This window comes from Marinobacter sp. BSs20148 (assembly GCF_000283275.1).
In the GTDB taxonomy this organism is placed as follows: Bacteria; Pseudomonadota; Gammaproteobacteria; order Pseudomonadales; family Oleiphilaceae; genus Marinobacter; species Marinobacter psychrophilus.
On record NC_018268.1, the window covers coordinates 4,034,566 to 4,056,556 of the forward strand.

The 21,991-nt window shown below is 54.0% G+C and carries 19 protein-coding genes; 1 reads left to right on the forward strand and 18 read right to left on the reverse strand.

Going from position 1 to position 21,991, the window contains the following annotated elements:
* Nucleotides 1-29 precede the first annotated feature (29 nt).
* From atpD to ilvD, 18 genes are all read right to left on the reverse strand, one after another.
* Entirely contained in the window at nt 30-1,424 is a 1,395-nt protein-coding gene (gene atpD / locus MRBBS_RS18425) for a F0F1 ATP synthase subunit beta (RefSeq protein WP_014873132.1), read from the reverse strand.
* A 53-nt stretch (nt 1,425-1,477) separates the two neighbouring features.
* Nucleotides 1,478-2,338 (reverse strand): F0F1 ATP synthase subunit gamma, encoded by an 861-nt coding sequence (atpG, locus tag MRBBS_RS18430; protein ID WP_014873133.1) that lies wholly within the window; start codon nt 2,336-2,338, stop codon nt 1,478-1,480.
* A 67-nt stretch (nt 2,339-2,405) separates the two neighbouring features.
* Nucleotides 2,406-3,950 (reverse strand): F0F1 ATP synthase subunit alpha, encoded by a 1,545-nt coding sequence (gene atpA, locus MRBBS_RS18435; RefSeq protein WP_014873134.1) that lies wholly within the window; start codon nt 3,948-3,950, stop codon nt 2,406-2,408.
* 28 nt (nt 3,951-3,978) lie between these two features.
* Nucleotides 3,979-4,515, reverse strand: a complete 537-nt coding sequence (locus MRBBS_RS18440; protein WP_014873135.1) for a F0F1 ATP synthase subunit delta — start codon at nt 4,513-4,515, stop codon at nt 3,979-3,981.
* An 11-nt stretch (nt 4,516-4,526) separates the two neighbouring features.
* Entirely contained in the window at nt 4,527-4,997 is a 471-nt protein-coding gene (locus MRBBS_RS18445; protein WP_014873136.1) for a F0F1 ATP synthase subunit B, read from the reverse strand.
* 96 nt (nt 4,998-5,093) lie between these two features.
* Nucleotides 5,094-5,321: a F0F1 ATP synthase subunit C gene (gene atpE / locus MRBBS_RS18450; RefSeq protein ID WP_014873137.1), complete on the reverse strand. Its 228-nt coding sequence runs from the start codon at nt 5,319-5,321 to the stop codon at nt 5,094-5,096.
* A gap of 53 nt (nt 5,322-5,374) precedes the next feature.
* Entirely contained in the window at nt 5,375-6,226 is an 852-nt protein-coding gene (atpB, locus tag MRBBS_RS18455) for a F0F1 ATP synthase subunit A (RefSeq protein ID WP_014873138.1), read from the reverse strand.
* Nucleotides 6,227-6,241: 15 nt separating this feature from the next.
* Entirely contained in the window at nt 6,242-6,634 is a 393-nt protein-coding gene (locus tag MRBBS_RS18460) for an ATP synthase subunit I (RefSeq protein WP_014873139.1), read from the reverse strand.
* 203 nt (nt 6,635-6,837) lie between these two features.
* Nucleotides 6,838-7,713, reverse strand: coding sequence for a ParB/RepB/Spo0J family partition protein (locus tag MRBBS_RS18465; RefSeq protein ID WP_041635392.1), 876 nt, complete (start codon nt 7,711-7,713; stop codon nt 6,838-6,840).
* A 58-nt stretch (nt 7,714-7,771) separates the two neighbouring features.
* Nucleotides 7,772-8,566: a ParA family protein gene (locus MRBBS_RS18470; protein ID WP_041635393.1), complete on the reverse strand. Its 795-nt coding sequence runs from the start codon at nt 8,564-8,566 to the stop codon at nt 7,772-7,774.
* A 58-nt stretch (nt 8,567-8,624) separates the two neighbouring features.
* Nucleotides 8,625-9,272, reverse strand: coding sequence for a 16S rRNA (guanine(527)-N(7))-methyltransferase RsmG (gene rsmG, locus MRBBS_RS18475; RefSeq protein ID WP_014873141.1), 648 nt, complete (start codon nt 9,270-9,272; stop codon nt 8,625-8,627).
* Nucleotides 9,273-11,159: a tRNA uridine-5-carboxymethylaminomethyl(34) synthesis enzyme MnmG gene (gene mnmG, locus MRBBS_RS18480; protein ID WP_014873142.1), complete on the reverse strand. Its 1,887-nt coding sequence runs from the start codon at nt 11,157-11,159 to the stop codon at nt 9,273-9,275.
* A 313-nt stretch (nt 11,160-11,472) separates the two neighbouring features.
* Nucleotides 11,473-12,804: an MFS transporter gene (locus MRBBS_RS18485; RefSeq protein ID WP_014873143.1), complete on the reverse strand. Its 1,332-nt coding sequence runs from the start codon at nt 12,802-12,804 to the stop codon at nt 11,473-11,475.
* Nucleotides 12,805-12,851: 47 nt separating this feature from the next.
* The gene (locus MRBBS_RS18490) at nt 12,852-15,995 is read right to left on the reverse strand and encodes an efflux RND transporter permease subunit (RefSeq protein ID WP_014873144.1); all 3,144 of its coding nucleotides are present in this window, start codon (nt 15,993-15,995) and stop codon (nt 12,852-12,854) included.
* A gap of 3 nt (nt 15,996-15,998) precedes the next feature.
* Nucleotides 15,999-17,111, reverse strand: coding sequence for an efflux RND transporter periplasmic adaptor subunit (locus MRBBS_RS18495; protein WP_014873145.1), 1,113 nt, complete (start codon nt 17,109-17,111; stop codon nt 15,999-16,001).
* Nucleotides 17,112-17,169: 58 nt separating this feature from the next.
* Complete coding sequence (locus tag MRBBS_RS18500; RefSeq protein ID WP_014873146.1) at nt 17,170-17,730, reverse strand: DUF3833 domain-containing protein; 561 nt, start codon at nt 17,728-17,730, stop codon at nt 17,170-17,172.
* Between the two features lie 130 nt (nt 17,731-17,860).
* Nucleotides 17,861-19,324: a sodium:proton antiporter NhaD gene (nhaD, locus tag MRBBS_RS18505; protein ID WP_227497547.1), complete on the reverse strand. Its 1,464-nt coding sequence runs from the start codon at nt 19,322-19,324 to the stop codon at nt 17,861-17,863.
* A gap of 200 nt (nt 19,325-19,524) precedes the next feature.
* Entirely contained in the window at nt 19,525-21,216 is a 1,692-nt protein-coding gene (ilvD, locus tag MRBBS_RS18510) for a dihydroxy-acid dehydratase (RefSeq protein ID WP_014873148.1), read from the reverse strand.
* 313 nt (nt 21,217-21,529) lie between these two features.
* On the opposite strand from ilvD, the gene MRBBS_RS18515 reads away from it, so the two are divergent.
* Entirely contained in the window at nt 21,530-21,988 is a 459-nt protein-coding gene (locus MRBBS_RS18515; protein WP_264641204.1) for a YchJ family protein, read from the forward strand.
* Nucleotides 21,989-21,991 lie beyond the last annotated feature (3 nt).

Consider the following 21,991-nt stretch of genomic DNA (forward strand, 5'->3'; position numbering starts at 1 on the left):
AGCCTCTTGGGTCAGAAATTGAAAGAGGATTACTTGCTTTCTTTCGCTTTCATGGCCTTCGCTTTTTCGACGGCTTCGTCCATGGTGCCGACCATGTAGAACGCCTGTTCAGGCATATCATCATAGTCGCCATTGAGGATGCCTTCAAAGCTGCTAATCGTCTCTTTCAGAGACACGTACTTGCCCGGTGAACCGGTAAATACTTCAGCAACGTGGAATGGCTGAGACAGGAATCGCTCAATCTTACGAGCGCGGGATACGACCTGCTTGTCATCTTCTGACAGCTCGTCCATGCCCAGAATGGCGATAATGTCTTTCAGTTCCTTGTAGCGCTGTAGAACGTTCTGCACACCACGAGCAACCGCATAGTGCTGCTCGCCAATCACCAGCGGATCCAGCTGACGCGAGGTAGAGTCAAGCGGGTCGATCGCCGGGTAGATACCCTTGGAAGCGATGTCACGGCTCAGTACCACGGTGGCGTCAAGGTGGGAGAATGTGGTGGCTGGTGACGGGTCGGTCAAGTCATCTGCCGGTACATATACCGCCTGGATGGACGTGATGGAACCGTTTTTGGTGGAGGTAATACGCTCCTGCAACTCACCCATTTCCTGGGCCAGCGTGGGCTGATAGCCTACTGCGGAAGGCATACGGCCCAGCAGTGCCGATACTTCGGTACCGGCCAGGGTGTAACGGTAAATATTGTCTACGAAAAACAGTACGTCACGGCCTTCGTCACGGAACTTCTCGGCTATGGTCAGACCGGTCAGGGCCACACGCAGACGGTTTCCCGGAGGCTCGTTCATCTGGCCATAGACCATCGCTACTTTATCAAGAACGTTGGAGTCCTTCATTTCGTAGTAAAAGTCGTTACCTTCACGAGTTCGCTCACCAACACCAGCGAATACGGAGAGACCGGAATGCTCTTTGGCGATGTTGTTGATCAGTTCCATCATGTTAACGGTCTTGCCCACGCCGGCGCCGCCGAACAGGCCCACTTTACCGCCTTTAGCAAACGGGCAGATCAGGTCGATAACCTTGATGCCGGTTTCCAGCAGATCCGCAGATGCTGCCTGATCGGCATAACCGGGTGCTTTGCGGTGGATAGCCCAACGCTCTTCTTCGCCAATTGGACCCGCCTCGTCGATAGGGCGACCCAGAACGTCCATGATGCGCCCCAGAGTCTGGGTGCCCACAGGTACCGAAATCGGTTCGTGTGTATTTTCTGCTCTCAGGCCGCGTTTCAGGCCCTCGGTGCTGCCCATCGCGATGGTACGTACAACACCGTCGCCCAGCTGTTGCTGAACTTCCAGAGTTGTTTTGCCACCTTCAAGCAACAGTGCGTCGTAAATGCCGGGCACGGCATCACGTGGGAATTCCACGTCGATAACCGCGCCAATGATCTGAACGATATGTCCGCTACTCATGCTCGGTTCCTCGTTATCTTCATAGTCAATAATACCAGTAGGATGGTGGCGAATCAGACCGATGACGCGCCGCTCACAATTTCCGAAATCTCTTGCGTAATGGCTGCCTGACGAGCTTTGTTGTATACCAACTGCAGGTCTTTAATAATGTCACCGGCGTTATCGGTAGCACTCTTCATGGCAATCATCCGGGCAGCCTGTTCGCAGGCCAGATTCTCTACCACGCCCTGATAAACCTGGGACTCAATATAGCGCGGCAATAGCCCGTCCAGAATCGGACGCGAATCCGGCTCGTAGATGTAATCCCACTGGTGACCGATGTCTTCTTCCGTGCCTTCCGGCAGCGGCAGCAATTGCTCAGCTTTCGGCATTTGCGTCATGGTGTTGACGAATTCGTTACTAACCAGGTACAGCCGGTCAATTTTGCCGTCCCGGAAAGAATCCAACATTACCTTAACGTTACCGATTAGAGCTTCCGCGCTAGGGTCGTCGCCGATGTGCGTTAGCGCCGCAATCACGTTACCGCCGTAGCTACGGAAAAATGACGCGCCCTTCTGCCCGATTGCGCAGAGATCAATTGCAACATCTTTATTTTTCCAGTCACGCATTTCGCGCACCAGCAGTTTGAACGCGTTGCTGTTCAAACCACCGCACAAACCGCGGTCAGAGGAGATAACGATGTAGCCTACGCGCTTCACCTCTCGCTCAAGCATAAACGGATGCCGATAATCTTTATTGGACTTGGCAATGTGTCCGATTACCTGGCGCATCTTTTCCGCATAAGGCCGAGTCGCTCGCATGCGTTCTTGAGCTTTGCGCATTTTACTCGCCGCCACCATTTCCATGGCGCTGGTGATTTTTTGCGTGCTCTTGATGCTGCCGATCTGATTACGTATTTCTTTTCCGATGGCCATAGGTCACTGCCCTTTCAAGTTAGACACTCATTTGGACCAACAGGCCCGCCGCAGCGGGCCGGCGCTGCTACCAGGTTTGAGTGGTCTTGAATTTCTCCAGCGCAGCTTTCAGGCCAGCGGCAACGTCATCATTGTAGTTGCCGGCAGCACCGATTTTCTCAAGCAGCTCTTTTTGCTCGGCACGCATCCAATCCAGCAATTGTGCTTCAAACTCAACTACTTTGGTGACATCGATGTCATCAAGGAAGCCTTCGTTGGCGGCATACAGAACAGTCCCCATTTCAGCCACAGACATCGGGCTGTACTGGTTCTGTTTCATCAACTCGGTAACGCGCTGGCCGTGCTCAAGCTGATTACGGGTGGCTTCGTCCAGATCCGAGGCGAACTGGGCAAAAGCCGCCAGTTCACGGTACTGAGCCAGAGCCAGACGAATGTTACCGCCCAGTTTCTTCATGATCTTGGTCTGAGCTGCACCACCTACCCGCGATACCGAAATACCCGCGTTCATCGCCGGACGGATACCGGAGTTAAACAGGTTGGTCTCGAGGAATATCTGGCCATCCGTGATAGAAATCACGTTGGTCGGTACGAAGGCCGACACGTCACCTGCCTGAGTTTCGATGATCGGCAGCGCGGTCAAAGAACCGGTTTTACCTTTCACTTCACCGTTAGTGAACTTTTCAACGTAATCCGCATTCACACGGGAGGCACGCTCCAGCAGACGGGAGTGCAAATAGAACACGTCACCCGGATAGGCTTCGCGGCCTGGCGGACGACGCAACAGCAGAGAGATCTGGCGGTAAGCAACAGCCTGTTTCGACAGGTCGTCGTACACAATCAAAGCGTCTTCGCCACGATCACGGAAGTATTCGCCCATGGTGGTGCCGGAATACGGTGCCAAAAACTGCATGGCTGCAGGATCTGCCGCACCTGCGGCCACCACGATGGTGTGATCCATCGCACCGTGCTCTTCCAGCTTGCGCACAATCGCAGCAATCGACGATTGCTTCTGACCGATGGCAACGTAGATACACTTGATGCCGGAATTCTTCTGGTTGATGATCGCATCGATTGCAACAGCGGTCTTACCAATCTGGCGGTCACCAATGATCAGCTCGCGCTGGCCACGGCCAACCGGAACCATGGTATCAATCGCTTTCATACCGGTTTGGATCGGCTGGTCAACCGACTGACGTTCGATAACACCCGGTGCTACCTTTTCAACCGCATCGGTCAGGCTGGTACCCAGCTCGCCTTTGCCATCAATCGGATTGCCCAAACCGTCAACGACGCGACCCAACAGTTCCGGGCCAACCGGGACTTCCAGAATACGACCGGTGCAACGGACTTTCTGGCCTTCGGCCAGATCTTCGTATTCACCCAATACCACGGCACCGACAGAGTCGCGTTCGAGGTTCAGAGCAATACCAAAAGTGCCGTTAGCGAATTCAATCATCTCGCCCGACATAACGTCAGCCAGGCCATGAATCAGCACAATACCGTCTGCAACAGACAGAATGGTGCCTTCGTTTTTTGCTTCAGAAGAGATGTCGAGCTTGTCGATTCTCTTTTTAATGATGTCACTGATCTCGGATGGATTCAGTTGCTGCATGCCTTTGTCCTCAAACCTTTTGCTGAAATCAGGAGCCCAGTGCTTTGGCCATTTTTGCGAGCTTGCCACGGATTGAAGCGTCAATAACCATATCACCGGAATTTACCACCACGCCGCCAATCAATGAGCGATCAACAGCGGTTTCCAGGATGACTTTACGCTCCAGTTTTCTGGACAATGCTTCTGCCAAATGTTGCTGCTCTTCGGGTGTCATTTCGTACGCCGTGCTGACCTTCATATTCACCGTACGCTCAAGTTCCGCACGGTAGAAAGCAAACATGGTCGAAATTTCCGGCAGCAGCGCCAGGCGCTTGTTTTCAGCAAGAATCAACAGGAAGTTTCTGAGTGCTTCGGGCATCTGTTCTTCAGCGGTTTCGAAAAACAGCTCTGCCTTGCGTTGCTCAGACAGGCCAGGATTGGCCAGAATGTTCTTCACAGCTTTGTTAGCCGCCAGAAGACCTACAAAAGCCAGCGCCTGATCCCAGGAATCGACGGCGTCATGTTCTTTGGCGGCTTCAAAAACGGCTTTCGCGTAGGGCCGGGCTAACGTTATCGGTTCTGCCATGGGTCCCTCGCTTAGAGTTGTGCTGCCAGCTTATTCAGCATGTCGCTGTGAGCTTTAGCATCGACAGACGTTTCTAGAATCTTCTCGGCACCGGCAATGGCAAGTACTGCCACTTCTGCTCTCAATGCGTCACGAGTCTGAACACGCTCCTGCTGAATTTCCGCCCGGGCTTGCTCAATGAGCTTTTCACCCTCTTTGCGGGCATCGCCTTTGGATGCTTCCACAATCTGGGCGGCGCGCTTATTGGCCTGATCTATAAGACCGGCGGCTTCTTCTTTGGCTTGTTGCATTTTCTGGGCAGCTTTTTCCTGAGCAAGCTCAAGATCCAGCGAAGCCCGGTCAGCAGCAGAAAGACCATCAGCAATCTTCTTCTGGCGCGCTGCCATGGCTGCCGTAATCGGCGGCCACACATACTTCACGCAGAACCAGACGAAAATAGCGAAGGCAATCGATTGCCCTATTAACGTAAGGTTTATATTCACGGCAATATACCTCTTGCTATTCGTTGCGTGCTGGAAACCAAAAACCGGGCGCTTGATTCTGAAGCTCAGAACAGCGCCCGCATCTTCAGGCTATGTTTAGCCAGCAACAACGAAGATCAGGTACATCGCAATACCAACACCGATCATTGGAACAGCGTCCAACAGACCAGCCATGATGAAGGTTTTAACTTGCAGTTGGTTAGCCATTTCTGGCTGACGAGCTGTAGCTTCAAGCAGTTTTCCGCCCAAAATACCAAAGCCGATACCGGTGGCCAGTGCGCCCATACCGATGATAATCGCTGCTGCAATAAATACCATTTCCATTGAGAACTCCTAAGTTTTTCAGATAGTTAAGGGTTTGCTTTTTAACGGGTAAATCAGTGATCTTCATGTGCTGATGCAAGATAAACTATGGTCAACATCGTAAAAATAAATGCCTGCAGCGGAATAACCAATATATGGAAAATGGCCCAGGGCACGCTCAGTGTCCACTGCGCCCAAAACGGCAGCAGCGCAATCAAAATAAAGACAACCTCACCAGCGTACATGTTACCGAACAAACGCAGCGCCAAACTGATGGGTTTCACAATCAGTACGAGGATTTCGAGTACCAGGTTCACCGGAATCAGCGCCCAGTGATTGAACGGCTGCATGCCCAGTTCTTTGGCGAAGCCCGTTATACCTTTGACCTTCAAGCTGTAAAAAATGATCAGTATGAACACGCCAATGGATATGCCAAAGGTGGCGTTGGGATCCGTCGTCGGTACAATTTTGAAGTATTCAAGACCCATAAACTTGGCCAACAATGGAATATAGTCAACCGGGATCAGCTTGAGCATGTTCATCAGCAGAATCCACACGAAAACCGTCATCGCAAGTGGAGCAATTAATGGGTTGCGGGCGTGGAAGCCGTCACGAACTATACCTTCTATAAACTCAACGGTGATTTCGACCAGATTCTGCAAACCACCCGGCACGCCAGTCGTCGCGCGACTGGCGACAAAGCGAAACAGGCCCAGAAACAATACGCCCATTGCAATGGACCAGCCCATGGTGTCTACATGGACAGCCATGAACCCCATATCTGAGGCTTCCTGAGCCGTACGCGCAAACGTCCAGCTAGTATCGTTCATTACGCTGCCGTCAAAACGCTCATAGCCGGCGTCGAGCTTTCCGTAAGTCAGATTCTGTAAGTGGTGCTTGATATACTCTACTGGGGTATCAGCCATTCTGCTCTAGTCCAGTCATCGCCGTGGTTGTGGCCGTATCAGCCAGCGCAATGCGCCGCCCGCTACAACCATCACAGCAAAAGTGAATAATAGAGCCGGCACGTATACCGGCTCCATTAAAGTGAAAACAGCCGCGAAAGAAACAGCGGTAAGGGCAATTTTGGTGGATTCCGCCCGGAACATATTCCCCACCATTAGGCGCGCGTGACGGGCGCCCTGATAACGATATACCCGGTGAACAAACCAGGCATTTGGCACTATGAAAATAAGACCGCCGATGAAGGCGGAATAACCGGCCAAAACGCTGTGTAGTGACCACAACAGGCTGATTATAATCAGACCTGTAAACTCAATGGCCAGCCAACGAGCTAATGGAACATAGGTGATTCGAGATTGCCGAGATGCCATATCAATGTTGTCATTACAAACGCGCAAAATTATATGATTTTAGAAGTTGTTGTTCAACCAGGCTCTGAGCGAAACCTGGCCAGAACTTCATTAAAACACCACCGGAAACCCGTATTTATCACACAATTTGTGGCTGTCTCTGAAAAAGTCACGACATCTGGTGTTTCTTGGTTATTTAGCCAAAACTGTGTTTTATTTTCAAACTACTTGATATGGCCTAAAATTCCGTCTAATTCGTCCAATGAGCTGTATTCGATAACCAGCTTCCCTTTGCCACGCTGGCCGTGATTAATCGCCACCCGTGCACCCAGACGCTCGGCCAGATCGTCCTGCAGCGCCCGAATATTTGGGTCCACTCTGGGATTGGCCGCTGTGCCGCTACCAGGTTTCTCCTGCTGCAGCTGGCGCACTAGAGCTTCGGTTTGGCGCACCGATAGTGAACGTGCCACTACCTGCCGGGCCACCTGCATTTGCTGCTCTGGCGCCAAAGTCAGCATGGCGCGGCCATGGCCCATTTCAAGATCGCCATGCTCCAGCATCAGCCGCACATCTTCGGTCAAGCCAATCAGGCGCAACAAATTGGTGATGGTCGTACGTGACTTGCCGACCGCTTCGGCCACTTGAGCCTGAGTCAGCCCGAACTCGTCCTGTAAACGTTGCAGGGCAAACGCTTCTTCGATGGGATTCAGGTTTTCGCGCTGAATGTTCTCGATCAGGGCCATAGCGATGGCCGCTTCGTCTGATACGTCCCGAATAATAGCCGGTATCGACTCCAGGCCAGCCATCTGGGCCGCGCGCCAACGGCGCTCACCAGCGATCAGTTCAAAGCGTTGGGCGGCCAGAGGGCGCACTACAACTGGCTGCATCACGCCTTGTTGGCGAATGGAGTCGGCCAGCTCTTGCAAGGCTGCCGGGTCCATGTCGCGGCGCGGCTGATAGCGGCCACGCTGAATCAAATCCAAAGCAATATCCCGCAACTCGCCGTCTTGGCTGGCCGGTGTCTGCTCCAGATTTACGCGGGAATTTGCCAATAAGGCTCCTAGCCCGCGTTCCCCAAGTCCTCGTTTTTTCGCCGCCATGGTGTCAGCCACTGTTTCCGTTAATGTCCATCAAATTGCACTTTGCGTTGACGGCATCTTACACGGCAACCGCGTCAGATGCTTTCTTTGCTCCGTGCCGGCGAACCATCTCACCCGCTAGAGCCAGATAGGCAATAGCGCCTTTCGAGGCTTTGTCGTACTTCAAGGCAGGCATGCCGTGGCTGGGTGCTTCCGCCAGGCGTACGTTACGGGGAATGACGACGCGATACACTTTATCACCAAAAAATTCGATGAGCTGACCAGACACATCTCGCGTCAAACTGCTGCGGGGGTCGTACATGGTCCGCAGAATGCCTTCAACCTGCAGATTAGGATTTACCGTTTCCTGAATCTGCTGCACGGTGTTCATGAGCGCTGCCAGGCCTTCCAACGCGTAATACTCACATTGCATCGGAATCAGAATGGAATCGGCGAACGAGAGCGCGTTCACCGTCAGCAGGTTCAGCGATGGGGGGCAATCAATCAGCACGTAATCGTAGTTGTCACGAAGCGGGTTCAGGGCTTGACGCAGACGATGCTCGCGGCCGATTTCCATCATCAGCTCCACTTCAGCGGCCGTCAAATCACCGTTACCCGGCATAATGTCATAACCGCCCATTTCGTTATGAATGATGATCTCACTGGCGCTAGCGCGCTTGGTGAGCAAATCATAACCAGAGAGTTGCAGGGCGTTTTTGTCAATGCCGCTACCCATGGTGGCATTGCCTTGGGGGTCCATGTCTACTAGCAGCACCCGGCGTTTGGTCGCTGCCAGAGATGCGGCAAGGTTGACGCAGGTGGTGGTTTTACCCACACCGCCTTTCTGATTGGTCACCGCAATCACGCGCGCCATCGCTTGCCTCCTGTGTCAGGTTTTGTTGTCAGTGAGAGGATCAGCGCTGCTGAATTCCTCAGTGTGGGTGTCCGTTACGTCCAACAATCAGCACGTTACGTTCACCCTCTACGCCGGGTACTGCCAGCCCATGGCTAGAGTTTACCTGCCAGCCACAGCCAAGGGCAGCCACTTCATCATCGGGATACTGGCCTTTCATGGCAATAAACTCACCGTTACCTGCCAGCAGGTGGTTGCACCAGTTCACTTGGTTGTCCAGCGCGGCAAACGCACGGCTGCTGATCTGGGAAAACAGCTCACGGGGCTGGTACGCCTCGGCGCGACTGTGAATAACGTCTAGGTTGCGCAATCCCAACTCCAGCACACACTGCTTAAGGAAGCGGGTTTTCTTACCGTTACTGTCCAGTAGGGTAAAGCGCGTGTCTGGTAGGGCAATGGCCAGCGGAATTCCTGGCAAACCGCCACCAGCACCGGCGTCTAGCAAGTGATGGGTGGTCACAAACGGCACAATGCTGAGGCTGTCCAGCAGTTGTCGCGATACCATCTCGCGCTCGTCACGCACCGCGGTCAGGTTGAAAGCCTTATTCCATTTGGCCAGCAACGCCAAAAATGCCAACAATTGTCGCTGTTGGCTGGCGTCGAGCTTAAGCTCCATTTGCGTCAGGCCTTCGTCAAGCTGACGCTGCCATACTGGATTCTGTGCCATTTACGCGCTCTGCTTGCGCAACAATTCGCGCTTTTTCATATGCACCAGAATCTGGCTTATGGCGGCCGGTGTAACACCTTGAACTCGGGATGCCTGGGCGACGGTTTCGGGTCGCACGGCTCCTAGCTTCTGCTTGATTTCGTTGGATAATCCGCCAATTATGCCATAATCCAGATCAACTGGCAGCGCGGTGTTCTCATTTTTGCGAAGGCGCTCGATCTCGTCGGCCTGGCGCGAAATATAGCCCTCGTATTTAATCTCGATTTCAACCTGGTCAGCCACTATGGCGTCATCGGCCCGATATTCCGCGATATCGGCAATGTGGGCGTAAACTATTTCCGGGCGTCGCAGCAGCTCGGCCAATGTGTGATCACGGCCCAGAGGCTGCTTCAGATACTGATTGGCACGCTCACCCGCAGCGGTGTTCGGATGCACGCGCGTGCCTTCCAGGCGGCTGCGCTCAGTACCTATGGCATCGCGCTTGGCGTTGAATTTACGCCAGCGCTCGTCGTCTACCAGACCCAGTTCGCGGCCGCTGTCGGTCAGCCGCAGGTCGGCGTTGTCTTCACGCAAAATGAGTCGGTATTCGGCGCGGCTGGTGAACATCCGGTAAGGCTCGGAGGTACCCATGGTGATCAAATCATCCACTAATACACCAATGTAGGCCTCATCACGGCGCGGATACCAGGCGTCTTTTTCCTGCGCCTGCCGTGCAGCGTTAATGCCCGCAAGCAAGCCTTGGGCTGCCGCTTCTTCATAACCGGTAGTCCCGTTAATCTGGCCGGCAAAATACAGACCCTGAATGAACTTGGTTTCCAGGGTGTGGCGTAAATCCTGAGGGTTTAGATAATCGTATTCGATAGCGTAGCCCGGGCGCATGATGTGGGCCTTCTCAAAGCCCGGAATCGACTGAACAGCTCTAACCTGAATATCAAACGGCAAGCTGGTGGAAATGCCATTGGGATAAAGCTCATGCGTGGTCAGGCCTTCAGGCTCGACAAAAATCTGGTGCGAGCTCTTGTCGGCAAACCGGCTTACCTTATCTTCTAAAGACGGGCAGTAGCGGGGGCCAACACCGCCGATATTGCCGGTGAACATCGGTGAGCGATCAAAGCCGCTACGGATGATGTCATGGGTTTCTTCGGTGGTACGGGTGATGTAACAGCAAACTTGCCGTGGGTGTTCATCGCGGGAACCCATAAACGACATAACCGGCGTTGGGTCATCGCCCCACTGTTGCTGCATCACTGAAAAGTCTACGCTGCGGGCATCAATACGCGGCGGCGTGCCCGTTTTTAGCCGGCCAACGTTAAACGGTAATTCCCGCAGGCGCTGAGCCAACGCGTTGGCCGGAGCATCACCAGCACGGCCACCGGCATGATTCTTCATACCAATGTGTATTATACCGCCCAGAAAAGTACCGGTGGTCAGCACTACTGTTTTGCCCAGGAAACGGATGCCAGTCTGGGTGACGACGCCGGTTACCCGCTCGTTCTCCACGATCAGATCATCGGCGGACTGCTGAAACAGAGTCAAATTAGGCTGGTTTTCCAGTATTTCGCGGATGGCAGCTTTGTACAGAATGCGATCGGTCTGGGCGCGGGTAGCGCGCACGGCAGGGCCCTTGCGGCCATTCAGAACGCGAAACTGGATGCCGGCCCTGTCCGTGGCGCGAGCCATGGCTCCGCCTAACGCGTCAATTTCTTTTACCAGATGGCTTTTGCCAATACCGCCAATGGCCGGGTTGCAGGACATCTGCCCTAGAGTTTCAATGTTGTGGGTCAGCAACAGGGTTTGTGAGCCCATACGCGCCGCTGCCAACGCGGCTTCGGTGCCCGCATGGCCACCACCAATTACAATTACATCGAAACGGGTCGAAAAATCCACAAATCACCTCAAACAACGGGAACAGAATCAAGTAAAAACAAGGCAGTGAGTATAACGCCTCGGCTGCTAAATTGCAGTCGGGATGTGCAAATTTTAACCAGTTAAGGCAACCCTTTACAAAATTCGTCAACGGCCTCAAAAATGGCCGTGAAATTGACTAAATTTCAACCGCTTGCCAGAGCTTGTTCAAGTACATCACTATAAAGTTATCCACAGATCGACGCATTTGTTAATTGCCCTTATTAACAGCATAACAATTTGTTTTGTATATCTTTTAAAAAATAATCTCAATTGTTGCCCAAAGCTTGTTCACTTATTTATCCACATGTTTGACGGTTGATTCTTGCCCTTTGTAGCGACGAATCCATAACACCAGCGGCAGCACCAACAGATTCACCACAGATAAGATCAACAGAAACAATGGAATACTCAAACCGGCAATTCCCAGCAGTAGCATACCCGCCAGCGCACTGACCACCATAAACAACGAGTTGATGACGTTCAGCGCGGCGATAATACGGGCGCGTTTGTGGGCCTCGGTGGCGCTCTGAATATAGGCGTACAAAGGCACAATAAAGAGCCCGCCGGCGGCGCCAATCAACACCAGATCGACCAGCAGCCTCCAGTATTCAGGTTGGCTCAGTAACAACCACCAGGTTGTTGGCTCGGCGCTGGCCGGCAGTGCGAAAAACAGATCGATGCCCGGTAACGTTAAACCCAAGGCACCCCAAGGCACGGGCGCCAGACTGACACTGTGGTGGGTTAGCCGCTCACACAACACCGAACCACTGGCAATTCCGACAATAAAGAGTGACAGCAACAAGGTAACAACGGTTTCATCGCCCTGCAGGTGCAGTCGGGCAAAATTGGGAAACTGGGTTAGATAGGCTGCGCCCAAAAACCAGAACCAGGAGATGGCCAATATCGCCAACAACACCGGACGCTGTTCGGCGGCCACCGCCATTAGGCGCCAACTTTCCCGCAGGGGCTGCCAGCGCATGGGGCTCATTGATTTCGGTAGTTCCGGCGCGACCGTAGCGGGTATTTTGCGCGCACTCAGGTAACCCAATAACGCCATAATGACCACAGCAGCAGCTATCAGCGGGGTTGCCAAGGGAAAACTGGCCAGCACCCCAGCGGCAATGGTGCCCAGCAGTATGGCCACAAATGTGCCGCCGCTCACCAGACCATTACCACCCACCAACTCGCTGGGCTCCAGTACCTGGGGCAGAATGGAATATTTGACTGGACCAAAAAAAGCGGACTGAGTGCCCATCAAGAACAGCAGACACAGCAATACGCCGTACCAACCTTGCCATAACGCCAACGCAGCCAAGGTCATGATGACGATTTCTGCGGCTTTCACCCAGCGAATAATGCGGGCTTTTTCATGGCGGTCAGCCAGCTGGCCAGCCAGTCCTGAAAAGAGAAAATAGGGCACAATAAACAGAAATGCAGCAAGATTAACCACCAGGTCAACCGGCAGGCCGGCCCAGCCTACGGTGGTAAAGGTGATCAGCAGCAAGAGCGCGTTTTTGTACAGGTTGTCATTGAAAGCGCCGCTGAACTGGGTCAGGTAAAACGGCAAAAACCGCCGCTGGCGCAATAGCTGAAACTGGTTCAAGCTGGCGTTGGGGCTGGCCAAAACGGTGTCTCCCGAATTTCGCCGGGATAAGCCCGGGGGCTGCAAATTCAGAGCCGCTGGTCGGCGCCCGTTACAGTCGCTGCATCAGCCGGCATGGTTGGCTTTTCGCTGAGCGCTTTCAGCTTTTTCTCAACGGCGTTGGAAGAGCTGGCGAAGCGCGCCAGCAGATTGTACAGCACCGGCACAATGAACAGCGTCATACTGGTGGCGAATACCAGCCCACCTAGTATAACCACGCCAATGGCGGCACGGCTTTCGGCGCCGGCACCGGTGGCCAGTACCAGAGGAACAGCACCAAACACCGTAGAGATGGTGGTCATCAGTACCGGGCGGAAACGCAAAACAGAACCTTCCACAATAGCGTCGCGAACCGAATAGCCCTGATCCCGCAGCTGATTAGCAAATTCAACAATTAAAATGCCGTTTTTCGCCATCAACCCCAGCAGCATTATAATGCCAATCTGGCTGTAAATATTCAGGCTGATACCAGTCCACCACAGGGCCATAAGTGCACCGGTAATCGACAACGGCACCGACAACATGATGATCAGCGGATGAATCCAGCTCTCAAACTGCGCAGCCAACACCAGAAATACAATCAAAAATGCCAGGCCAAAAGTGATAAAAATAGCCGATGAAGATTCCTGGAACTCTCGCGACAACCCGCGATAGCTTACCCTTGCTTCTGGTGGCAAGGTATCCATTGCCAAGGTGTTCAGATAATCCAGTGCAGAGGCCAGATCATAACCGTCGGCTAAGGAACCACTGATCACCACCGCCGGCAGCCGATCGATACGGCGCAAATCCGGATTGGCGCCGATTTCTTCCCAACTCACTAAAGCTTGCAAAGGCACCATCTGCCCGCCTTCTCGCGGGCGCAGGAAAATCTGGCCTAGGTCTTCCGGCGTAGCACGGTCAGCATTTGCCGCCTGCACTACCACATCGTATTCGCGACCACGATCAATGTAGGTCGTCACCTTGCGCGAGGCCAGCATGGTTTGTAGGGTTAAGCCCACATCCTGCACGGTAATGTCCAGGTCGGCAGCGCGTTCGCGGTCTATGTTTACCCGCAGTTCCGGCCGGGTCAGCTCGAAATCGGTTTCCAGACTGAGCAGATTGGGGTTCTGTTTTGCCCGTTCGATCAGTTCTTCACTCCACGCCTGCACCGATTCGTAGTCCGGCCCCGCTACCACAAATTCCACCGGCTGGCTGAAGCCGCGCTGACCCAGGCCTGGGGGATTAATGGGAATAACCCGCACCCCGGAGATCTGGCTCATTTTTTGACGGATCTGATTAGTCACATCCTGCTGTTTAATGTCACGCTCATTCCAGGGTACCAGGCCCATGATCATAAACCCGCGGTCTTCCTCTCCGCGAAAGCCCACAATAGACAACATCCGGCTGGCTATGCCTTCTTCCAGGTAGGGCAACAGCTGAGCTTCAGCCTGGCGCACGTAGTGGTCGGTGAACTCCACGGTGGAGCCGCGGGGAGCGCTAACCGGCATGATGATGGTGCCACGATCTTCGGTTGGCGCCAGCTCTTGTGGCAACTGGGGGTAAATAGCACCAGCGGCCACCAGCCCCACCAGCCCTAATCCCAACCACAAACCGGGCTGACGCAGGGCAAATTCTAATACCCGACGATAACCACTGGTAAGACCATCAAGACTTTTTTCAATGACCGCCCAAAAGCCCTTGCTCTGCCCGGCCTTGGGGCTAGGGCGCAGCCATTTTGAACACAGCATCGGCGCCAAGGTGAGCGCCACAAAACTGGAGAACACCACCGCAGCGGCCAAGGTAAAACCAAATTCAGCAAACAGCCGGCCCACGTTGCCACCCATAAAGGAGATGGGCACAAACACCGCCACCAGGGTAACAGTCGTCGCAATCACTGCAAACGCCACCTGGCGCGCGCCGTGATAGGCCGCCAGCAACGGCGCTTCGCCGTTATCAATGCGACGCTGAATGTTTTCCAGCATCACAATGGCATCGTCTACCACCAGGCCAATAGCCAGTATTACCGCTAACAACGTCAGCACGTTAACCGAGAAACCAAGAAAGCCGAGGCCGATGAAAGCACCAATCACCGCGACTGGAATGGTCACCGCAGGGATCAGGGTGGCGCGCCAGGAGCGCAAAAATAGGAAGATCACCAAAATCACCAAGGCCACTGAAATCGCCAGAGTTGTTATAACCTCTTTGATCGATGCGCGAATAAACACCGATTCGTCGTAGCTTTCAAGAATCGACACTTCCGGGGGCAAGGATTCGCGAATCTGCGCCAGCTCCGCCTGCACGGCGTCGGACACCGCCACTGTGTTGGCTTTGGACTGGCGGATAATGCCCAAGCCTATGGAGGTTTTGCCGCTAGCACGCAGGCTACCGGCATCGTTTTCTACGCCCATTTGCACATTGGCCACTTCACCCAGGCGCAGCAGATCGTTGCCAGAGCGGCGCACCACCAGATTGCGGAATTCATCAACGGTGGTCAGCCGGCCTTCGGCGCGCACAGTAAAGTTGCGGGTAGACGATTCCACCGATCCGGCAGGCAGTTCCACGTTGTTAGCCCGCAGAGCCTGTTCCACTTCGGCGACGGTAACATCCCGCGCGGCCAGCTTCTCCCGGTCTAGCCAAACCCGTATGGCGTAGCGGCGTTCGCCACCAATACGCACATCCGCCACGCCATCCAGCACCGAGAAGCGGTCTGCTAGAACACGGTCGGCGTAATCGCTCAATTCTGCGCTGTCCCACACGTCACTGCGCAAGGTGATCCACATCATTGGGCGGGCATCGGAATCGGCTTTGCTTACCACCGGCGCGTCGGCTTCTGCCGGCAGCTGGTTGCTGATGCGCGAGACCGCATCGCGCACGTCGTTGGCGGCAATGTCGATATTGCGGCTGGTATTGAATTCAATGCTGGTACGAGATTCGCCTTGCTCGGTGGAAGATTCAATGGATCGTATACCTTCGATACCGCTGATGGCGCCTTCAATCAATTCGGTAATCTGGGTATCCACCACTTCGGCGGCGGCGCCGGTGTAATCGGTGCTAATGGACACCACAGGCGGGTCGATATCCGGGTATTCACGCACTGGTAGCCCTACTAATGCAGCCAAGCCGAACACCACAATCAACAAACTCAATACTGTGGCTAATACCGGTCGCTTGATGGACACATCGGACAGCACCATGACTTAAGACTCCCCGCCGTTGTCTGCGCCTGCGCCTGAAATAAAGCGATTAACAGGCAGTTGAGCGTCAGGGTTCGGCGACACCCGCTCGCCACTGCTCAAACGATCCTGGCCGGTTACAATAACCTCGACGCCCTCCTCCAGGCCCGCAGTCACCTCTACCTTGCCCGGCAGACGCGCGCCCAAGCTCACCGTCAGTCGCCGGGCAATGCCATCTTCAGCCACGAACACGTAACTGTTATCACCGCGCACGATCACCGCTTGTTCAGGAATCACCAAGGACTGACGCTGTTGCAAAGTCAGGCTAGCCGACATGAACTGGCCCGGGCGTAAGCGACCATCGGCGTTGTCGATCAGCGCGCGCACCGCCAGCGAACGGTTGAGCTCGCTAACCCGCGAATCCAGCGCCACCAGTTCGCCGCCAAACGACTGCCCTGGGTAAGCCGGAGACTCGCCCTGCACGGTTAGGCCAGCTCTGAGCTGGCCCAGGTAGCGTTCCGGCACCGAGAAGTTCAGCTCCATACGGCGGGTACTGTCGAGTGTTGCAAGGCGGGTGCCGGCGGTGACGTAAGCCCCCAAGCTGATATCACTGAGGCCAATAACGCCGGCGAACGGCGCGATAATTCGATGATTTTCCAAATTTACTTTGGCTGCTACGCGCTGAGCCTGAAGCACGTCGGCAGCGGTGCGCAACTCGTCCATCTGGGCAATGGCGATGTTGTTATTGGTGACCAGCTGGCGGGCTCGATCGTATTGGCGTTTAGCGTCAGCTAAGCGCGCCTCTATAACCTGCAGATCGGCCCGGGCCTGACGGTCGTCCAGACGAAGTAACACATCACCTTCAGCCACCCGCTGTCCGGGTTCGAGATTCAGTTGCACCACTCGGCCGCTGAGTTCAGTGGTCAAGGCAATGGAGTCTTCGGCCTGCAGATTACCTACCGCTTTTACCCGGTCGCTCACGGTGGTGCGTTCCGGAAACGCCACGGCCACCGATCTAGGCGCCCGCTCGCGGGCACTCGCGGCACCCGCATCGGCGTTACTGTTGTAATACTGCACCAGCCACGCTGCCGCAAGAGCAGCCACCAATAGCATCGCCGCGATCAACCATTGCTTCATAATCGTTCAGCCTGTGTCTTTTTCAATTCGCACGCAGTCTTTCACGCTGCACTGGCGGTCAGGGTTGCTTTTGAATAACCAAAACGATTTCACCCACATCAATTCCCCACTTACTCATGGTGGTTTGGTTGATCAATGTATCCGGCGTTACCAGATACATCCAATCATCCATACGCACTTCAAGGGTGCCATCACCGTAGGCCACCTCAAGCATATAGTTCATGTGTATGGCATTGCCAGACCAGCGCATGGTGCCAGCTTCGGTAACATCACCGGCGGTAGCACGATAACTCTCGCCATCTGGCGTTAAAGTCCATACCCGGGCTTGTACTTCGCCATCATCAAAGCGAAATACTTCGTTTAACGTGCCTACGCCTTGCTCAGTCCACGATGCTTTGATGTCAGCATCAAAGGTACGAATAACAGCGCCAGACCAGTTTTTGACCACACCGCGGGCAGACAGGTTGCCAGCGAAGAATTGGTCAGGTACCAGCGCCGGTGAGCGATCTTGATAATCATCCAACGACGGGCCGGCACAGCCGCCAAGTAGAAAGAACGGTAGCAGTATCCACAGTCGATTCCAGCCCCATACACGGCTGACACTCAAAATTTTCATCATTTTTACTCTCCCTGAGACTATGGCGTGGTGTGGCGGCCGTAATATGGCGGCCGCCACAAGAATAGCGCTTGGTTGGGGAGACTACGCTGGCGCCCGAGGTTCCGATCAGATTTCGGTGGGCGCCAGAGTTTCAGAACAGACCTGCGTTAAGCCAAAGGTGGGACAATATGGCCAGTACGTAGCCCAGGGCAATAGCTGGCGTCCAGCGCAGGTGACTCATAAAGGTGTAGTGGCCGCGGGCCTGGCCCATGAGTGCGACACCAGCAGCCGAACCAATAGAAAGCATGGAACCGCCCACACCCGCTGTCAGGGTAACCAGCAGCCACTGGCCATGGGACATGTCAGGATTCATCGACAGCACCGCGAACATCACCGGTATGTTATCCACCACCGCCGATAAAATACCCACCGCAGCATTCGCCAGGGTGTGGTTCCAGCCGGTGTAAATAATGGTGGAAATTTCGCTCAGGTAACCGATATAACCAAGACCACCCACCGCCAAAACCACACCGTAGAAGAACAACAGGGTGTCCCACTCAGCACGGGCAATCGGGTTGAACACGTTAAACGGCAGCGCCTTGTCCAGGCGGTTCAGCAGGCGGAAATCCTGGTGCACTTCGGCCCGTTTGCGTTCGTTTTCCACGTGTTGTTTGAACGTCCGACCCAGATAATAACCAAATATCTGAAGGTATCCTAGACCCATCATCATGCCCACCACTGGCGGCAAGTGCAGGAAGTTGCTGCCGCAAACAGCGGTGATAATGGTCAATAGAAACAGGGCAACGCAGCGGCGAGCACCGCGTTTCATAATAACCGCTTCTGTCGCCGGGTTTGGCATGTCATTGGGAATGAAGAAACTCATGATAATCGCCGGCACCGTGAAACTGACAAGCGCTGGTATAAACAGGTCAAAAAACTCGGCGAAATTAACCACACCTTTTTGCCACACCATCAACGTAGTGATGTCGCCAAAAGGCGAAAATGCACCACCGGCGTTGGCTGCCACCACAATGTTAATACAGCCCAGGCTGATAAATTTCGGACTGTTCTCTCCCACTTTTAGAAGTACCGCGCACATCAGCAAAGCCGTCGTCAGGTTGTCGGCCACCGGCGATATGCAAAATGCCAATACACCGGTAATCCAGAACAAACTCCGGTAACTAAAACCTTTGCCAACCAACCAGGCCCGCAAAGCATCAAACAGCTGGCGCTCTTCCATAGCGTTTATGTAGGTCATCGCGACCAACAAAAACAGCATTAGCTCGGAAAATTCCAGCAGATTGTGGCGTAGTGCCTCCGCCGTGCTTTCTGTATCGCCGTTGGCAACATAAACCGCAGCTATTGAAAACCAGATTAAACCTGCGGCTATCAACACCGGCTTGGATTTTCGCAGATGCAGCTTTTCTTCCATCATGACAAAAATATAGGCTATTACGAACAGCATAACGGCAATATAACCGACCGGATGGTTGGTCAGATCCATGGTTTCAGTCGATGCGGCAAAGGCAGAACCGCTAAAAGCAAATAGGGCAAAAAACACACCAAGAAGGAATACCGACCACCGTCGGGCAGCCGCAGTTAGGGGGAGTGACATTGATAGGAACCTGAACGTGTTCTCGGATTTTGGTAATTTAAAGTGTGCTTTATTAGAGCGCAAAGCGGTTGCAAAAAGCTTGATTGATGTTGTCTGAAGCCGCTTTTTCGTTAACTACCCATTGGTTTGCATAGCGAAGATATAGGCAATTTACGCTCGGCGCCGTACCGCTATCTGCGGTAACGGCGCCGGGCTTATCCTCAAGGCTCGGGCAGGTCGGTCACTGCACCGGTCGATGCCGAACTCACGGTGCGCGCATACTTGGCTAGCACACCGCGGGTGTAACGCGGTTGCGGTTGCTGCCAGGCGTCGCGACGGTGTTGCAGTTCGTCGTCACTGACAATTAACTCAATAGTGTCGGCTACGGCATCAATCACGATTTCGTCACCGTCTTGCACCAAGGCAATAGGACCGCCATCAAACGCTTCCGGCGTAATGTGGCCTACTACGAAGCCGTGGCTGCCACCGGAGAAACGACCGTCGGTTATCAAAGCAACATCGCTGCCCAGCCCACGGCCCATAATCGCCGAGGTGGGTGACAACATTTCGCGCATGCCGGGGCCGCCGCGTGGGCCTTCATAGCGGATAACCAGCACATCGCCAGCCACCACAGTGCCGTCCAGAATTCGTGCCTGGGCTTCTTCTTCCGAACCAAACACCCGCGCCTGACCTTTAAAGTGGGTGCCTTCCTTACCGGTAATTTTTGCCACGGAGCCTTCCGGCGCCAGATTACCAAACAGAATGCGCAGGTGGCTTTCCGCTTTGATGGGCTGGTCCAGAGGCATAATGATTTTCTGGCCATCGCCATAAGGTTCTACCGTGGCAAGGTTTTCGGCCAGGGTTTTGCCAGTTACTGTCAGGCATTCACCGTGGAGCATGCCGGCGTCTAGCAGCATTTTCATGAGTGGCTGGATGCCGCCAATGGCCACCAATTCGCTCATCATGTAATGGCCGCTAGGGCGCAGATCCGCCAACAATGGAACCTTTTTACCAATGCGAGTGAAGTCATCCAGGGTTAGCTTTACACCCGCCGTGTTCGCCATACCAATCAGGTGCAGTACGGCGTTGGTGGAACCACCCAAGGTGATGATCACAGTGATGGCGTTCTCAAAGGCGTGCTGAGTCATAATGTCGGAAGGTTTGATATCTCGATCCAACAGATTCATGACCGCGGCACCGGCGGCTTCGCAATCGGCTTTTTTGTCATTCGACACCGCATTCTGCGCCGAGCTGCCAGGCAGGCTCATACCCAGTGCTTCTATAGCCGAGGCCATGGTATTGGCGGTGTACATGCCGCCACAGGAACCGGGGCCAGGAATAGCAGTTTCTTCAATATGCTTCACTTCAATCAACGACAGTTCGCCTTTGGCATGGGCGCCCACCGCTTCAAACACTGAAATAATGTCGGTGTGACCTTCACCAGGCAAAATAGTACCGCCATAAACGAACACGCTGGGCCGGTTAAGCCGCGCCAGGCCCATGATGCAGCCAGGCATGTTTTTGTCACAGCCACCAATGGCAACCAAACCGTCAAAACCTTCACAACCGGCCACGGTTTCAATGGAATCTGCGATGACTTCTCGCGACACCAGAGAATACTTCATGCCTTCGGTGCCGTTAGCAATACCGTCAGAAATCGTAATAGTGTTAAAAATAACGCCTTTGCCACCGGCTTGGTCCGCACCCTTACAAGCAATCTCGGCAAGCTCGTGAATGTGACTATTACAGGGGGTAACCATACTCCAGGTTGATGCGATGCCGACCTGCGGTTTACTGAAATCTTCGTCCTTAAAACCGACGGCCCTCAGCATGGAACGGCTGGCGGATTTAGCCACACCGTCCACAACCGGGGCGGAATAACGGCGGCGAGGGTCTTGCGGGGTATCACTCATGACGCTGTGTCCTTGTTTTTGTCGTCCTGTCGTTTACGGGTAACAGGCGGCTTTAAGAGAGTTGGACCGCAAGTTTACACCAGGACTCCACAGCGCTGAAATATTACCGCGGCTGACGGCATAACATTAGTCATACTTTTATCAATCACCCAAATGCCATTTCCGGCTTTTTACCCAGCGATTTCAATATAATCACTATAAGGAAAAAAGCCGGTAAAGGCGGATTGCAGCTGCGAAAAAAATATGGATCCGGTTGCACGAATACCTGGGCTGTTACACTGATTGGCATATTTTCGACACGTACCAGAGAGTCATGCCAACCCAATATACTAACCTACACTGCCCCTGCGGCAATCAGACACCCTACGCAGACTGCTGCCAGCGCTATCACGACGGAGCTACTGCCAGCACGCCCGAAACTCTCATGCGCTCACGTTTTAGTGGGTTTGCGCTAAAGCTAGGTGACTATGTGCGCGCCAGTTGGCACCCAAGCACTCGACCGCCAACACTGAATTTGGATGACACGCCAGACTGGGTGACTCTGCGCATTCTGGATAGCAGCCAAACCGGCGACACGGGCCAAGTACACTTTCAGGCCATTTATCGATTACATCCGGGTTGGGGCTATTTACAGGAATATTCCCAGTTTGTGCGGGAAAATGGCCACTGGTATTACCTGCAAGGTGAACCCCACGAGGGTATTTTGAAACCCGGTCGAAATGAGCTCTGCCCCTGTGGCAGCGGCAGGAAATTCAAGGCTTGTTGCCTGTAAAGA

Excerpts from the sequence above, each read along its gene's own strand:
- ilvD (WP_014873148.1), bottom strand. The coding sequence starts at position 21,216 with ATGAGTGATACCCCGCAAGACCCTCGCCGCCGTTATTCCGCCCCGGTT.
- atpE (WP_014873137.1), bottom strand. The coding sequence starts at position 5,321 with ATGGAAATGGTATTTATTGCAGCAGCGATTATCATCGGTATGGGCGCA.
- MRBBS_RS18460 (WP_014873139.1), bottom strand. The coding sequence starts at position 6,634 with ATGGCATCTCGGCAATCTCGAATCACCTATGTTCCATTAGCTCGTTGG.
- atpA (WP_014873134.1), bottom strand. The coding sequence starts at position 3,950 with ATGCAGCAACTGAATCCATCCGAGATCAGTGACATCATTAAAAAGAGA.
- MRBBS_RS18495 (WP_014873145.1), bottom strand. The coding sequence starts at position 17,111 with ATGAAGCAATGGTTGATCGCGGCGATGCTATTGGTGGCTGCTCTTGCG.
- MRBBS_RS18465 (WP_041635392.1), bottom strand. The coding sequence starts at position 7,713 with ATGGCGGCGAAAAAACGAGGACTTGGGGAACGCGGGCTAGGAGCCTTA.
- nhaD (WP_227497547.1), bottom strand. The coding sequence starts at position 19,324 with ATGTCACTCCCCCTAACTGCGGCTGCCCGACGGTGGTCGGTATTCCTT.
- MRBBS_RS18500 (WP_014873146.1), bottom strand. The coding sequence starts at position 17,730 with ATGATGAAAATTTTGAGTGTCAGCCGTGTATGGGGCTGGAATCGACTG.
- atpD (WP_014873132.1), bottom strand. The coding sequence starts at position 1,424 with ATGAGTAGCGGACATATCGTTCAGATCATTGGCGCGGTTATCGACGTG.
- MRBBS_RS18515 (WP_264641204.1), top strand. The coding sequence starts at position 21,530 with ATGCCAACCCAATATACTAACCTACACTGCCCCTGCGGCAATCAGACA.
- atpB (WP_014873138.1), bottom strand. The coding sequence starts at position 6,226 with ATGGCTGATACCCCAGTAGAGTATATCAAGCACCACTTACAGAATCTG.
- atpG (WP_014873133.1), bottom strand. The coding sequence starts at position 2,338 with ATGGCCATCGGAAAAGAAATACGTAATCAGATCGGCAGCATCAAGAGC.
- MRBBS_RS18440 (WP_014873135.1), bottom strand. The coding sequence starts at position 4,515 with ATGGCAGAACCGATAACGTTAGCCCGGCCCTACGCGAAAGCCGTTTTT.
- MRBBS_RS18470 (WP_041635393.1), bottom strand. The coding sequence starts at position 8,566 with ATGGCGCGCGTGATTGCGGTGACCAATCAGAAAGGCGGTGTGGGTAAA.
- rsmG (WP_014873141.1), bottom strand. The coding sequence starts at position 9,272 with ATGGCACAGAATCCAGTATGGCAGCGTCAGCTTGACGAAGGCCTGACG.
- MRBBS_RS18490 (WP_014873144.1), bottom strand. The coding sequence starts at position 15,995 with ATGGTGCTGTCCGATGTGTCCATCAAGCGACCGGTATTAGCCACAGTA.